This window comes from Paenibacillus sp. JT31N11, from assembly GCF_056269285.1.
In genome coordinates, this window is the sequence record NZ_JBWDNQ010000003.1 from 525,308 (window position 1) to 540,439 (window position 15,132).

General features: G+C 53.3%; 12 protein-coding genes. 4 read left to right on the top strand and 8 right to left on the bottom strand.

The genetic code is table 11. The features are described 5' to 3' along the window. Positions 1 to 68 precede the first annotated feature (68 nt). From AC0YNV_RS14985 to AC0YNV_RS15000, 4 genes are read right to left on the bottom strand one after another with little or no spacing between them, the layout of a single operon-like run. Positions 69 to 1,226, bottom strand: a complete 1,158-nt coding sequence (locus AC0YNV_RS14985; protein WP_475768769.1) for a YheC/YheD family endospore coat-associated protein — start codon at positions 1,224 to 1,226, stop codon at positions 69 to 71. Next, positions 1,226 to 2,602 (bottom strand): YheC/YheD family endospore coat-associated protein, encoded by a 1,377-nt coding sequence (locus AC0YNV_RS14990; protein ID WP_210038519.1) that lies wholly within the window; start codon positions 2,600 to 2,602, stop codon positions 1,226 to 1,228. The genes AC0YNV_RS14985 and AC0YNV_RS14990 overlap by 1 nt, the downstream gene beginning before the upstream one ends. Further along, positions 2,599 to 3,825: a YheC/YheD family endospore coat-associated protein gene (locus AC0YNV_RS14995; RefSeq protein WP_475768770.1), complete on the bottom strand. Its 1,227-nt coding sequence runs from the start codon at positions 3,823 to 3,825 to the stop codon at positions 2,599 to 2,601. The genes AC0YNV_RS14990 and AC0YNV_RS14995 overlap by 4 nt, the downstream gene beginning before the upstream one ends. 19 nt (positions 3,826 to 3,844) lie before the next feature. Then, positions 3,845 to 5,212, bottom strand: a complete 1,368-nt coding sequence (locus AC0YNV_RS15000; protein ID WP_475768771.1) for a YheC/YheD family endospore coat-associated protein — start codon at positions 5,210 to 5,212, stop codon at positions 3,845 to 3,847. 432 nt (positions 5,213 to 5,644) lie between these two features. On the opposite strand from AC0YNV_RS15000, the gene AC0YNV_RS15005 reads away from it, so the two are divergent. Continuing rightward, positions 5,645 to 5,980 carry a YlbF family regulator gene (locus AC0YNV_RS15005; protein WP_210038522.1) on the top strand — a complete coding sequence of 112 codons (336 nt, stop codon included), beginning with the start codon at positions 5,645 to 5,647 and terminating at the stop codon, positions 5,978 to 5,980. Positions 5,981 to 6,096: 116 nt separating this feature from the next. Here the strand turns inward: AC0YNV_RS15005 and AC0YNV_RS15010 are convergent, their stop codons facing one another. After that, positions 6,097 to 7,449 (bottom strand): sensor histidine kinase, encoded by a 1,353-nt coding sequence (locus tag AC0YNV_RS15010; protein ID WP_475768772.1) that lies wholly within the window; start codon positions 7,447 to 7,449, stop codon positions 6,097 to 6,099. Positions 7,450 to 7,657: 208 nt separating this feature from the next. Between AC0YNV_RS15010 and AC0YNV_RS15015 the strand changes: the two genes are divergently transcribed. After that, on the top strand, positions 7,658 to 8,953 hold the full coding sequence (locus tag AC0YNV_RS15015) for a DRTGG domain-containing protein (RefSeq protein ID WP_475768937.1): 1,296 nt from the start codon (positions 7,658 to 7,660) through the stop codon (positions 8,951 to 8,953). A gap of 33 nt (positions 8,954 to 8,986) precedes the next feature. Here the strand turns inward: AC0YNV_RS15015 and AC0YNV_RS15020 are convergent, their stop codons facing one another. The 3 genes from AC0YNV_RS15020 to AC0YNV_RS15030 all read right to left on the bottom strand — a co-directional run bounded on the left by AC0YNV_RS15020 (position 8,987) and on the right by AC0YNV_RS15030 (position 10,254). Further along, positions 8,987 to 9,283, bottom strand: a complete 297-nt coding sequence (locus AC0YNV_RS15020; RefSeq protein ID WP_210038524.1) for a YtpI family protein — start codon at positions 9,281 to 9,283, stop codon at positions 8,987 to 8,989. 134 nt (positions 9,284 to 9,417) lie between these two features. Then, positions 9,418 to 9,924: a sporulation membrane protein YtrI gene (locus AC0YNV_RS15025; RefSeq protein WP_475768773.1), complete on the bottom strand. Its 507-nt coding sequence runs from the start codon at positions 9,922 to 9,924 to the stop codon at positions 9,418 to 9,420. Positions 9,925 to 9,927: 3 nt separating this feature from the next. Beyond that, positions 9,928 to 10,254: a YtrH family sporulation protein gene (locus AC0YNV_RS15030; protein WP_475768774.1), complete on the bottom strand. Its 327-nt coding sequence runs from the start codon at positions 10,252 to 10,254 to the stop codon at positions 9,928 to 9,930. A 137-nt stretch (positions 10,255 to 10,391) separates the two neighbouring features. Here AC0YNV_RS15030 and AC0YNV_RS15035 point away from each other — a divergent pair, with 137 nt between their 5' ends. Next, positions 10,392 to 14,105, top strand: coding sequence for a DNA polymerase III subunit alpha (locus tag AC0YNV_RS15035; RefSeq protein WP_475768775.1), 3,714 nt, complete (start codon positions 10,392 to 10,394; stop codon positions 14,103 to 14,105). A 217-nt stretch (positions 14,106 to 14,322) separates the two neighbouring features. Further along, entirely contained in the window at positions 14,323 to 14,808 is a 486-nt protein-coding gene (locus AC0YNV_RS15040; RefSeq protein WP_475768776.1) for a phosphatidylglycerophosphatase A family protein, read from the top strand. Positions 14,809 to 15,132 lie beyond the last annotated feature (324 nt).

Here is a 15,132-nt window from a genome sequence, read left to right on the forward strand (position 1 = left end):
GCTTCGAAAGTATAAGCTTAAGTTTTCCGGAGGAAAACTTGCTTCGAAAGCTTAAGCGGCTTCCGGCTTTAGCCGGGAGCCGCCTTTTTACCCGCTTTTTTCCGCAGTAAAAACTGGCTGTATTGAAAAATACGATCGAGCGACTGCTTGCGGATATCGGGCTCGTCGAACTTCATCGGCTTGGAGTTGGCTTCGAAGAACCAAATGCCGCCGGAATGGTCGATTCCCAGATCCATCGACATTTCGACCAGGCGATGGCGGGCCCCCCGTTCGATCTGCCGGGCAATAAGCAGCGCAGTGGTGCGGGTCTTATTTAGAATCTTATGAGCCTCTTCTGTGCCAAATGCGCTGACGAGCAGTCTTTCCGGATCATCGATGCTGCCGCCGCGGGGCACATGCGTTGTAATACTGAGCGATCCGGCTACCCGGGCGCCAATGCCGGAGATATCCCATTGGCCCCGTTGGTTTTTTTGAACAAGCGCCCGCAGATCAAAGGAACGGTCGTTGATGGCGGCCAGTTTTATGCCCTGCTGGACGATGTAGCGTTCACCGGAACACTCCTTTCTGACCCGCAGCCAAAGCTTGCGCAGCGATCCGCAGTTATAGGTGATGCTCTTCTTATCCGTCTGGATTTTTAGCCGGTAAGGAAATGTCTTCTCCGGCTGGAGCAGAATGGTCATAATGCCCTTGCCTGCTTTGCCGCTTACCGGCTTCAAGTACAGAAATTTATACTTAAGCATCATATTGCCCAGAACCTCCTGGCTGAGCAAACGCCTTGTTGCCGGAATAAAGGGCCTTGTGTGAGGTGTCTTCCGCAGCCATTTGAAAAGACTCCATTTATTAAAAAAAGCAGGGTTGAACAGGATGACGCGCGGATTTCGCAAGCAGGCGGCAATTTTGCGCTTTACCTCCGGAAGCAGCTCATCCTCCCGCAGCGGAATCCGATTATAAATCAGATCGGGGAACGGCAGCTTCTGCTGAATCCAGCTGTCCGTCCCCTCCTCATAGATAAAACCATCCAATGAATTGCGCGTCAGCTTGAGCTGGCTCACCGTCAGTACATAGACGATGAAGCCCTGCTCGCGTCCTGCCGTAATGAGATCGGCAAAATTGTTGCGGTTGCCCCGAAACAGCTGAATCTCATCATCGATTGTAAGAATAGCCAGAACCGGCCGTTTGGTTTGAATGTCAACGACCGATGCAAGCTCATGGCGAACGCCGTCCATCAGTCATTCCCCCTGCGGAAATTGCTGAGGTACATGCAGTGATCCAGAATGTGGCTCAATGAAGCGCGGCCTTCAGAACGCAGCGCCGGGTGACTGAAGATCGATCGGCCCGGCTTTGCGTTCGCTTCGAACATCCAGACCTCGCCGTCCTTGTCGATGCCCAGATCAAGACCCAGCTCTCCAAGTGTATGAGGGAAGTTGCGCTCAATGGCCTCCGACAGCTTAATCGATACCTTTTTGGCTTTTTCCAGGATTTCTTCATCCTGGTCACCAAAGGTTTTGCTAAGCGCCTGTTTCGGTGTCAGCAGTGATCCGCCGTTCTTGATGTGGGTGGTAACACTGCCGCGGCCGGCCTTTTTGGCGCCGATGCCTACAGGGACCCACTCATTGTCGCCATTCTTGTGCATATGAAACCGGAAGTCGATCGGGCAGCCGTCGATTTCAATCAGACGCACGCCCTGCTGGCAGACGTAACGCTCCAGACCGCTGTTCCCATGGCGTGCCTGCAGCATGCGCATCAGGGAGTTGAAGCTTGTAAAACGGAGCAGAACGTTTGTATTGTTCCGGCGGTATCTGGCGAAATAACCGCGCTTCGGATTATAAGTGAGCCTGTAGATCCCGATACCCAGGCTTCCTGCGGTTGGTTTGTAATAAATGAACTGATGTTTTTCCAGCATTTCCTTTATTTTTTCCGGACGCGGATTGTTCGCGGATTCCGGCATATGAACCAAAGCTTCCACATCCTGGTCAAGCAGTTTGTATACATCGGATTTATTAAAGAAGCTCCAGTTGAAAAACGGGATTTGCTTGCGGATAAAGCGCTCGCGCAGCGAAGTGATCGTCGATGTGGTTTCTGCCCTCCTGCTTGGCAGACGGTTATAAACCACATCCGGGAGCGATACCGTTTTACGGTACCACCCGCCTTGGCTGTTCAGAAAATAGCCGTTGACCTTCTCCTGCTGCCAGTCAATATCGCGCGGGGTAAAAGCGAAGAAATAAGCTTTTCGCTCCCCCATTCGCAGCAATTGGCGGATATATCCGGTCCGGGAACCAAACGGCGAGCCGGTGGAGCCGAGCCCGGAGTCGGTCAAAACGCCGATCAGCGGCCCGATCTGCACCTCGTTATCCTCATCCTGCAAAAGTGAGATCGTTCCGGCTTTCGGGACGCGAATCGAATTTCGGACACCGGCTGATAAATATAAGTGGGATCCCTGCCGGTTTATGGTTCTGATAGCTGCGGTAATCGTTTGTTTGCCAAGCTTCAGATGAACCGACTTTTTGCCGGCCAGCTTCAGCGATTTAAGGAGCGAGCTCGACAAGTAGACGATTCTCTCGCTTTGCGGTGAGAAATGTACATGGCACGAAGTCAAACTCATGGATGAACCTCCTGGACGTATCTCCTTTGGATTGCATCAACGGTAATCATAGGATCAGTGTCACGGCGCATGAAGCGCGCTCTGGTTGTCGGTTTGAAAAAAGGATTCTGGCAGTTTGCCAGCCATACGGCATAGTGAAGAGGCTGAAGCACGGCGCTTCTTTCCGTTTGTTTGTCGCCGGCAAAAGCTGCGCGGCCTGGCTTGGCATTTGCTTCGAGCAGCCACAGCCGGCCATCCGGCTCAATGCCAAAGTCAAAGCCGATCTCGGCCAGACGTCCGCAGCTTTCTTCCAGCCGAACGGCGGCGCGCTGACTTATCCGGCGGATATCCGCTAGCAGCCTGGCTGCGGTATCCCCGCCAAAACGGCGAGTTAACGATTCGCTGGCCCCCGCAGCTTTTCCGCCTCCATGCAGATTGGAGGTGACGCTTCCGCGCTCGCCTTCGCGAAGCGCAGCTCCGGTGAAGGACCAGTGTCCACAGTTATTTTTCTGAATCAAGGCTCTTACATCAAACGGGCGGCCATCATCCCCGCTTAACCGCAGGTACGGTTGAACGAGATAGGTACCGGAGGCGAAGCGCTGGATCCAGTCTGCAGCTTCCCGCAAATGATTGAATTCGCAAGCAATGATGCCGTTATGCCGGTCCCGGCCTTCAATGCGGTATTTTCCGCCGGAACGGAATACATGAAGAGCTCCCTTGCCGTGGGTTCCGGCGGAGGGTTTGAGGAACAATCCGTAAGGATGCTGCTTCTCAAGCATAATGAGCTGACCGGATCCCTCGTAACGGGCGCTGGGCACAAGCCACGGCTGCATTTCTTCATCCTGCAGCAGCAGAGTATGCACATTCCATTTGTCAGGCAGCGAGCCATTCATCAGAATGAATGGTTTTTTTTGCTTTAATGCGGCAAGTGTCCTGGAGCGCAGCTCAATCTGCCCGGCGGTTCTGCACATGGTGCGGTCGTAGACAATATCCGGAAGCGGCATGCTTACCCGTTCCCATACGCCATGATTCAGGGTGTAGCCGGAAATTGCGCTGGCATGCTGCGGACATGAGGCGTCGAACAGGTAGGCGTTGATGCCAAGCTTGCGGCCAAACTTGCATAACTGACGGCAGAACGGGTCCTCCGGCATTTGAAGAGGCGGAGAATCCGCACACTCTCCTTCATCAGCCTGCCTCTGGCTAATCATAATTCCAAGATGGATCGATTCTTGCGGGTAAGCCATCGCCACTTCCCCCTTTGCTTTAAAATTCGGCTAAATGTCTGGCATATCTGATCATATTGCGTACGGAGGGGCGGATTTTCTGGTCAGGCAAAGGTGTATTATCATTTTTTGACGGTTTGGAGTTGACCTCTATCAGCCATACGCGTCCGCTCGAATCTAGTGCCAAATCTATACCCAGCTCGCCGAAGTGGGCGGGGATGTGGGTATCGATTCCTTTGGCAATTTCCAGAGCGGCCCGCTGAAGGCGCGCGGGAGCGTCCTGTGCCTGGGTTCCGGTTAAATTCGACTTGGAGACCGCTTCTCTGGCTGTGCTGAGGGTACCGCCCCGCGCCAGATTGGAGACGAAGTGATTCGTACCCGCGGTCCGGGCGACAATGGAGGTAATGGTCCATTTGCCGGTTTCATTCTTCTGGACGAGAGCACGAAAATCAACGGGTCTTCCGCCAATTTGAATGAGATTTAATCCCTGCTGGATTTGATAACGGACCGTCTTCATTTTGCCGGAGATGGAGCTGAACAGCTTGAGCAGGCTGGCAAAATGCTGTCTGCGCGTGCCGCCTACCGTTGCATATAGCGCCTGGTACGAATCTTTATCGAGACGGGATATGCGGATAATGCCCTTGCCCAGACTTCCGCGCACCGGCTTCAGAAATACGGTGGAATACTTTGAGCACATCGCCACAAGCATTTTTTGACTGCGCAAAACATGCGACTCCGGCAAATATTTGATCAGCGCGGTATCCTTCTGCAGCGCTTCAAAAACCTCCGACTTATCGAGAAACTTCTCATTGAAAATAGCCGTGTTGTGGCGGGATTTAACTTCCCTCAAAAATTGCTGCACGCTGGATTTGTTCTCAAGCTTACGGGATGTAAGCCGATTGTTGACCACATCCGGAGCGGGAACGGTGATTTTCCTCCAGCCTCCTGCATAGACCCAGCCCTCGACGGTGCTGGAATTGTCGACAATGTGATTTGGGGTAAAGAAGTAAACATGGGCACCTTGAACGGCGCATGCGTCGACGAGCTCCTTGCAGAACAATGTAATCGAGCCGAATGGCCGGTCTCTCGCTGTGGGATCGTCGCGGCTAATCAGTACGCCGATGAGCGGCCCCAGCGATAGCGTAGAGGTTTCGCTGCGGTATTGAATCCGCAGGGACGTACTGGCGAGAATTCCCATGCGTCTGGCCAGATTTTGCCCAATTCGCATACCGTCAAACCGTTCGACAGAAACGACTTTGACCGGCTGGCGGAAAGCGCCAAATTTGAGCATAACCGGCTGGACATGCGGAATTTTCCACTGTTTCAAATAAGTCTCGCCCAGCATGATTGCATCATCCGGCAAGATGCCTGAGCTGATCACCTGAACGGCGACTTTCGATTTCAGCATCGCGGATCTCCTTCCAAGCTGGAGGATGATGGAATGCGGCTAGTGGTTTTTGGATGTTTTGCACGAATTAATTCATCATATGAGGACATCTATACCTTGGTGATTAGCCTTCATGAACAGATTTCCAGCGGCGGCTTGGCTTTTGAGGGAAAATGGACAACTGGCATACGTAAGATCAGTGATGAACGACAGCCCGGACATCACAGGAAGATTGCCGGATTCCTGCGGGTACAGGCGGATTGCATATGAGAATGGGGGCAGGCAGCCTCTCTGACGGACAGAGATCCAATATTTGGGCGGCAGCCGACTCCTGGTATCCGCGCCGGATAAGGGGCGGGACTTGACTTCCTGTACCGGGGTATATAGGATATAGGGATATGTTTCAATAACATGCTGTCAAGAGCAATCATATTGAAGGAGGCGTTATGTAACATGAATGTATATGACCAAGCGCATGAGCTTACACGGGCGTTGAAAGATAGCGAAGAAGCCAAGGAATTGCATGCTGCACTGAAGGAAGCGCGGAGCAATCCCGATGCCAAGCGGATGATGGACGATTTTCGCGAGAAGCAGGCAGGATTGCAGCAAAAAATGGCGGCCGGTGAACAGCCTTCGCCCGCAGATGTGGAAATGATGGATAAGCTGTATGAAGTGGTTACGCAAAACCCGCTGCTGCAGCGCGCCTTTGATGCGGAAAGACAATTCAGCATTGTGTTCGACGATGTGACCAGGATCGTTACAGAATCGCTTCGCGAAATCATGGAATAGAAGCAGCAATAAAGCCCGATGCCGGTGATTGAAGCCGATTTCGGGCTTTATTTGCATATAGGCTGGCATTCAATGTTTTTGGTTAACGTGTCATTCCCGGGGCTTCCTTGTGGAAATCAACTGGCGCGCACATTATGAAGCGGCAGCTTGATCGTGAAAACAACGCCGCGCTCAAGATCCGATTCCACCGAAAGTTTCCCCTTATAATGAGAGCAGCGTTCCATGACAATGGACAGGCCAAGGCCGGAGTGGTTTCCTTTTTTTGTTGTGTAGCCCGGCTCCAGTATCCGCTTCATCTCTTCCTCCGACAAGGTATGCTTGCGGTTGGTTACCGTTATATATAGCTGCTGATCATTGGTAAACAGCTCCAGGATAACTTCACGCTCGGTTTCCGGCAGCTTCATTACTTCATCAAAGGCATTATCGACCAGATTTCCGATAATTCGTACAAAATCAATGCTGGAAACAGCACGGAAGGTCAAGGGGGTTTCGGGAATCTGATAGGAAAATTGAATGTGATTGCTCTGTGCAATCGTCATCTTGGCTTGAATGAGCGCGGCCAGCGCCGGTGAAGGCAGGTCATTGGTAGCCAGAGTCATAGACTGGATTTCCTTGACCATGTCTTCCATATAGCTTCGCAGCTGGTCATATTTCTTCATCGACAGCATGGCGTACATGACCTGGACATGATTGATGAAATCATGTCGCTGGCCGCGGATGGAGGTGAACATTTGGATGAGATCGCCGATGTAAGCTTCCTGTGTCGTATGAATGGCTTCTTTCCGGATACGTGCGAAGAGCCGGATCAACACAAAATTAATGGCGAAAAAAACAAGGAAGGCCAGGAAGGCCCAGATTTGATGCTGCTTGATGTCTCCTTTTTCCATCAGAGGAGGAAAGAAGACCAGACCGAATAAACATGTCTCTACCATAAACAGCACAATCAGACTTAAAAAAGGCTTGGACCGGGCGTGAATGAGAAAAGGCAGCAGATGCTTGCCCGGGTGAATCTGCTTCTTCTGCATCAAAACTGTCAATAGGGCAAGGATGACAAAGGAAGGGCCGAAGAACATCACCATAAAACCGAACGAGCTGTCGGTAACGCTGTCCATACCGCCAAAGTAGCTGGAAACCCAAACCAGAACGAGCTGGTGCAAAAAAGCAACAATATTAAACATCACCAGCATCAAGATTTTGGAGCGCGTCTTGATTTCCTTGTAGAAGAGTGAGAACCAGAAATAAAAACCAATGGAGGTATTAATTAAATTGGCCCACTTCGGCAGAATATAATAGGCGGCATCGATATATACCGAGCTCAGTATGCTGAAGAGCAGCAGCCGTCTCACAACGTTCCTGGGAATGATGCCAAGCCACATGAAGCCGAACCACGTATAAAAGAAAGCCTGGGGAATCGTAAGGGCAATCAGCTGTTCAAGCATGGACAATATAGGTTCCCAAGATACCGGCATAAGAAAGACTCCTTCGCTACATAAATCAGATGGTGACAGCATGCTGCAGGACTCGCCTTGCCTGTAGTTGCAGATTATCCATGCTCTACTTTACTAGCTTTTTTGTTAAAATGGAAACATCTATTATTATATTAGCACCGGAGAGGGGGCAGCACAGGTGACTTCCGGGGAAAAAGGGCAGGACACGCCGACGAAGCATGAGCGGCTTATGCACTATATTGAACAATTGAAAGTAGGTACCAAGCTGTCCGTGCGCAGGATGGCGGATGATCTGTTTGTCAGTGAAGGTACAGCCTACAAAGCGATCAAGGAAGCGGAGACGCTGGGTCTGGTCAATACTAAAGAGAGAATCGGAACGGTTCGGATTGAGCGTAAAAAAAGAGGCGCGCAGAACAGGATCACCTTTGGCGAAGTCGCGGAGATTGTGGAAGGCGAGCTGTTCGGAGGCGCGGCGGGACTTGATAAAACGCTGCATAAGCTGGTCATCGGGGCGATGGAGCTGGCTGCCATGATCCGTTATATCGATACAGGCAGCCTGCTGATCGTCGGCAATCGGGAAGGAGCCCACAGGATTGCGCTGGAGCAGGGCGCCGGCGTTCTGATCACGGGCGGCTTCGGCACCAGCGACGAAGTCACCCAGCTGGCCAACAAGCTCGGATTGCCCATCATTTCTTCCAAGCATGATACGTTCACTGTCGCGTCCATGATCAATCGGGCGATGTTTGACCGGCTTATCCGGCAGAAAGTCATGCTGGTCGAGGATATCGTCACCTACAGCAGGCCGGTCGTGACGATGCGCCTTGGCGAAACGGCTGCGGATTTCTACCGCCTGTCCAAACGGACAAGAGGCTCCCGTTTTCCCGTACTGGATGAACGCGGTCGCGTAGTGGGCATGATGACGGCTAAAGATGCAGAGGGGGCCATGGATACGCAATTGGTGGACAAGCTGATGTCGCGCAGCCCGATAACGGCCGCGCCGAATATCCCGATCGCATCCGCAGCGCATACGATGGCGGCGGAGAGCATTGATCTGCTGCCGATAGTCGACAAGAATCGCAAGCTGCTGGCCGCGATCAGCCGCAGCGAGGTGCTGGAGGCCATGAGGTACACCGGGAAACAGCAGGAGTCTGGAGATACCTTTGACGATCTGATCGGCGCCGGTTTCGAGAAGCTGCTGAAGGGGCCGGGAGGGGACTGGAGCTGCAAGGGGAGAATTACTCCGCAGATGTCGGGGTCGCTTGGAACCATTTCTGAAGGCGTGCTCGTCACGCTCATGACGCAGGCGGCCCGCAGTCTTATCCGCGAGCTTGGCAAGCATGATCATGTGATCGAGAGTATGACGAGCTATTTTGTCCGTCCGGTTCAGCTTGAGAGCGAGGTTGTGATCGTTCCCCGCTTGCTGGAATTAAGCCGTAAAAGCGCCAAGCTTGAAGTGGAAGTGGATGATCCGGGCGGTCTGGCCGCAAAGGCTATGCTAACGGTACAGCTGATTGATCCGTACTGAATGGACTTTTTTAAGTTGAAGCCGTTCAATCCGTCAGGACTTCATCGAGCGGTAGACGCTGTGATTGCGCAGACCGGCAAACAGATTGAACAGCCCGAGCACGATAAACAGCGCGCCGAACACCACCTTGATCGTGGAGCCGCTGTAAGCCAGCATGAAGAATAAGGCAATCAGTACGAGCATGATCCCCATGCAGATATTGGTGCGTGCGGCGTTCATCCCTCTTGTCCGCGGGTCGGCTGACCGGCGTGATTTGAAGCTGAAGGTGACGGAAAGCACGGAGGTTAATACAATCAAAGCAAGCAACAGCCAATGCAGGGTAGCAACCATAACGGGTTTAAGCAGCTCCTTTTAAAAACGATAGAATAGTAGCACCATTGTATCATAAGCAAACAGTGCTTGCGAAATGTGCGAGCCCACGGATTTGATGAAGAGTTTTAACAAAGTTCCGGGCATATGAAATTCTATCCGGGTGTGAGCTTCACGGGCACGAACCAAACCCGCAGCACATTATCGACAACGAGCATGGTTTTGATCCCAACCCGAAAATTGCTTCCGTGGACATCCATATATACCTTGCTTTCGAGCAGCAGGCGGGCCAGCTTGGCATCGGAGTCAATATCATAGATGCTTCGTCCGATCAAGACGCTAAGATCCTCCTTGATCCGTTTTTTCAGTTCGTTTTTCGTTAATTCATCCAGCGGAGGGGAAACCGGCTTTTCCCTCGCTTCCTCGAGAACGGGCTGAATGCTTTTGATAACGGTATGCTGGTCCTTGAATTGATTGAGTCTTTTAATATCATCCTCGTATTGCTGCAGCTTATCTTCCATCTCCATCGTTACATTCTTCAGCGAATTGAAGCTCGCAAAAAAAATCGATTGATATACGGCCGCTCCGATAATCGCTCCGACAACAAGCAGGGCAGCCCCCTGCGAGAATCTGGCATAACGCTCGAATGGGGGGACTCTCATGCCTTAGACCGCCCCTCTGCACATCCATCTGATAAGCTCGGTTCCCAGGTGAGCGCCGAGAAAACCGCACATAATAAAAGCGATTTGCTGGACGACCGGTGAAAGATGGCCCTCCATAAAATTGCTCTCAATTACACGGAGCGGATCGATGGAGCCTCCAACGGCAGCAACCAGGGCCCATATTTTAAGCTGGGAGGCGGTTTTCAGCATGATCGCGGCGGGCGGCATGAGGACGAAGACAGACCCGATGCCCGCCAGCATCGAGCCGCCGAATACAACGCCGAAAGCGATAAAGAAATCTATGATGGCTTTCGCTAATAGAGGATTCATCGTAGACGTTACACCTGCCTCTGGCGGATTCGGGAGGAACGCTCGTCCCCCCTACTTCATTGTATGGGCGTGCACGCCTTCAATATGATAAAATGATATAAAATGATGCATCGACTAACGGGAAGGAATAGATGGCGATGAGCGGCGAAACGAACTTTGTACATTTACACGTTCATAGCGAATACAGCCTTCTGGATGGTGCGGCTCGGATTCGGGATCTGGTTAGACGGGCCAAAGAGCTCGGCATGAAGGCGCTGGCATTGACCGATCACGGGGTCATGTACGGCGCCATTCCATTCTATAAAGCCTGCAGGGAGCAGGGAATTCAGCCCATTATCGGCTGCGAGGTCTATCTGACCACAGGCTCGCGCTTTGAGAAAGGTGCGCGCAAGGATAATCCGACCTACCATCTGATCCTGCTGGCGAAGAATGAAACAGGCTACCGCAATTTGATGAAGCTGACATCGATCGCCCATCTGGAAGGATTTCATTATAAACCGAGGGTGGATCTGGAATCACTGGCGAAATATTCGCAGGGGCTGGTTTGTCTGAGCTCCTGTCTGAACGGGGAGGTCTCGCAGCATTTGCTCCATGACCGGCCGGAGCAGGCGATGAAATCGGCGCTTCGCTACCGGGATATATTCGGCGATGATTTTTATCTTGAGCTGCAGGATCACGGCATGCTGGATCAGAAGAAAGTGGTTCAGGAAATGATCGCCTTGTCGAAGACAACAGGCATTCCGCTGGTTGTGACCAATGATGTCCATTATATTCTTCCGGAGGACGCAGCCGTACAGGATGTGCTGATTTGCATCGGAACCGGCAAGACAACGGAAGATACCGACCGGATGAAAATGCTGACCAATCAGATGTACCTCAAGAGCGGCGACGAGATGGATTCGCTGTTCCGCCAGGCGCCAGGGGCAGTTGCGCGGACATTGGATATCGCCGATAAATGCAAGCTGGAGCTGACATTCGGACGGGCGCTTCTGCCTTCCTTCAGTCCCATCCCGGAAGGGATGACTTCGGCCTCGTACTTGTCCCTGCTGTGCTCGGAAGGTCTGGAAACGCGTTATAATGCGCAGCCCCGGTGGGAAACCGACCCCGAATACCGGAAGCGGGCGGAAGATCGTCTTGCCTATGAGCTCTCCGTGATTGACAGCATGGGCTTCAGCGATTATTTCCTTATCGTATGGGACTTTATCCGCTTTTCCCATGAGCAGGGCATCCGCACAGGCCCTGGCCGCGGCTCTTCTGCGGGGAGTCTGGTTGCCTATACCCTGCGGATTACGGATGTGGATCCGCTGAAATACAAGCTGCTGTTCGAGCGTTTTCTCAATCCCGAGCGGATTTCAATGCCCGACATCGACATCGATTTCAATGATGAGCGCCGTGATGAAGTAATTGGCTACGTGTCGGCGAAATATGGCGAAGATCATGTTGCGCAAATTATTACCTTCGGTACCATGGCCGCGAAGGCGGCGGTCCGCGATGTCGGACGCGCGATGGCGGTGCCGTTCGCCGAGGTGGACCGCGCCGCGAAGCTGATTCCCCATCAGCTTGGCGTAACGCTCGCCGAAGCGCTCCGCATCAGCCCCGAGCTGCGGGAAGCCAGCGAGCGGCAGCCCAAGACGGAGGCGCTGCTGCAGATGGCTATGAAGGTCGAAGGCATGCCTCGCCATGCTTCCACCCATGCGGCAGGGGTCGTGATATCGGGAGAGCCGCTGACGCATTATGTACCGCTGCAGGCGGGAAGCGAGCAGGCGGCGCTGACGCAGTATTCGATGGAGCATCTGGAAGCTATCGGCCTGTTGAAAATGGATTTTCTTGGCCTGCGTACCTTGTCGATTCTCGAGCGCGCCCTGAATTGGGTTAAGCTCCAGCATGGCATTACGGTGGATTTCCGATTTATTCCGGATAACGATCCCGCTACCTATGCGATGCTGACGCGCGGCGAGACAACAGGCATCTTTCAACTGGAGTCCTCCGGCGTCAGACGTGTACTGCGTGATCTGAAACCGACGGAATTTGAAGATATTGTATCCGTTGTGGCGCTTTACCGCCCGGGACCCATGGAATTTATCCCTAAATATATACAAGGCAAGCACGGTGCGATTATGGTGGAGTATCCGCATCCGGACTTGGAGCCGATACTGGCCGATACGTACGGCATTATTGTCTATCAGGAGCAAATCATGCAAATTGCCTCATCCATGGCCGGTTTTTCCCTTGGAGAAGCCGATCTGCTGCGGCGGGCTGTTTCCAAGAAGAAGCGGGAGGTGCTGGACGAACAGCGGGCGCATTTTGTCGAAGGCAGCTTGAAGCAGCGCTATACGGCTGAAGAAGCGAATCTTGTCTACGATATGATTGTCCGTTTCGCGGATTATGGATTTCCGCGCGCCCATGCGGCGGCCTATGGCGTGCTGGCCTTTCAGACCGCGTGGTTGAAAGCCAACTACCCGGTCATTTTCATGGCGGCCATGCTGGCTTCCGTAACGGGAAATCTGCGGAAAACGGCGGAATACGTCGATGAGAGCCGTCGGATGGGGATCGAGGTGCTCACTCCCGATGTCAATGAAAGCCATGTCAGCTTCACGCCGGTGGGCCAAGCGATCCGCTTCGGTCTTGCCGCGATCAAGAATGTCGGAACGCAGGCGATCGAATCGCTGCTGAAGGAGCGTGCCGACCGTCCCTTCGACAGCCTGCTCGACCTTTGCCGACGCGTCGATCTTCGCGTCGTCAACAAGCGGGTGCTGGAATCTCTGATTCAGGCGGGAGCCTGCGACAGTCTTGCCGACCATAGAGCGCAGCTTGTAGCTGCTCTTGATGAGACCGTTGAGGCGGCGCTCAAATGGCGCAAGGAGCGGGAAGAGCTGCAGATCGAGCTGTTCGGCTTTGACGAGGTCCAGAACTGGGATGTGGAAGTGCCCCAGGTACAGCCGTTTACAACCGGTCAGCTGCTGGCTTTTGAGCGGGAGCTGTTGGGACTGTATTTATCCGGACACCCCCTTGACGATTATGAGCAGCAGCTGTCGACGCTTCCGCTTGACCGGCTCGTGGAGCTTGCGGAAGCCCCCGAAGGCGGAAGCGCCCTGATCGCGGGCATGATTGTGTCTGTCAAGCCGTTCACAACCCGCAAGGGTCAGGCAATGGCTTTTTTGGAAATAGAGGACCGGATTATGCGGGTGGAAGCGGTCGTCTTCCCCACCTCGTGGAAGCGGTACGCCCAGCAAATCAGCCCGGGCGGCCTTGTGATTATGCTGGCGACCGTCCAGCATCAGGATGATGATTTTAAGCTGATTGTGGAGGATATGATTCCGCTTGAAGGCCATACGGATGGAGAGTTGGCCGGACAGGTCCAGCGGCTGGAGGGCCAGGGGCGCGCCAAGTCATCCCGCGGCAGCTCCAATGCGGCGCCGCGCACTGCACCCTTGACGAGAACCGCGGGGGGCCAGACGCCACCCGCGGCGAACACGACGAAGGCGTCCATGAATTTTGCTTCGGCGAAGCCGACAGCTCCTTCAGGTGCATCCGCTGGCAGGGAACCGCGGACGGATTCTGCAAGAGGCGGATCGGCAGGCAGTTCCGTCGCGCGTCCGGCAGTGCAGGCTGCTGAGAAGAAGCAGCAGCGGGTGTATATCAAGATAGCGTCGGGACGCGAGGCGCCCGATGCGCTTGAGCGGCTCAAGTCGCTGCTCGCGGGCAGTTCGGGACCGCTCGAAACCGTCCTGTTCTATGAACGCGAGCAGAAGACGGTTGCCTTGAGCGCCTCCTACCGGGTGAAGCCTTCTCCGCAGCTGCTCACGCAAATTGAATCGCTTTTTGGCAGAGGCTCGGCGGTCGTGAAGTAAATGGGGCTGCAATCTTCTTTAAGAAATTCATGCACATGTTATTTTCCGCCCGCATACATTTAGGAGACATGGAGCTTCGCTGGTTTGCTCGACGCATGATGAATGCCCGTGGCGCGAAGCACCTATTTAGCTGCTTGACGACGCAGGGAATACACGCCTGTTCTGGCCAGGCGGCCGTTGCTGCATTTCGTACAAGCTGACCGCGGGGGGATCATCAATGTCATCCGATATGGAAAAATGGCTGCTTAAACGAGGCGTATCCACAATGGACATTGCAGAAATTGTCTTGTCCCTGCAAAGTCCGTACAACCCGCAGCTGACCATTCAGGAATGCGAAGAAAGCGTGGAGACGGTGTTGTCCAAGCGCGAGGTGCAGTATGTGCTGTTTACGGGCATTGCATTGGATGAGCTGGCAGAGCGCGGTCTCCTGCCGGAGCCGCTGCAGGCCATTATGGAAGCGGATGAATCGCTCTATGGCGTTGACGAAACGCTGGCTCTTGGCATTACCAATGTTTACGGGATGATCGGGTTGACCAGCTTTGGCTATCTGGACAAAGTGAAGCCTGGAATTATCAAGAAGCTCAATGAGAAAGGCCAGGGCATTCATGTGTTTCTCGATGATCTTGTCGCCGGCCTGGCCGCGGCCGCATCGGCCCGAATCGCCCACCAGGACACCAAAGCCAACCGGTATGATATTCCATGACCGCAACGAAATTTACAGGAATTGAGGCACGGGGGGAACAGCTTCCCCCGAAGCGCCGTTGCGGTGAAAACTAAACATATGCTATCATTATGAGATCATATGCCCAGGTGACGTGGTATTACCAAGTGAATGATGCGCTAGGCCAGCGTATAGAAGCAGGATAATAGAGCAGGGATTGCGCAGGTGCATGTTTTGGCGAAGATGGATTTAACGGATTGAATAGGTTTCGAGTTTGCAAATTTGCTTAACCCATGATTTTTTGAGGGAAGAAACCTGACATCGCCGGAAAACGTTGCCAGATATTCTTCTTACCCAAGTTCAGGA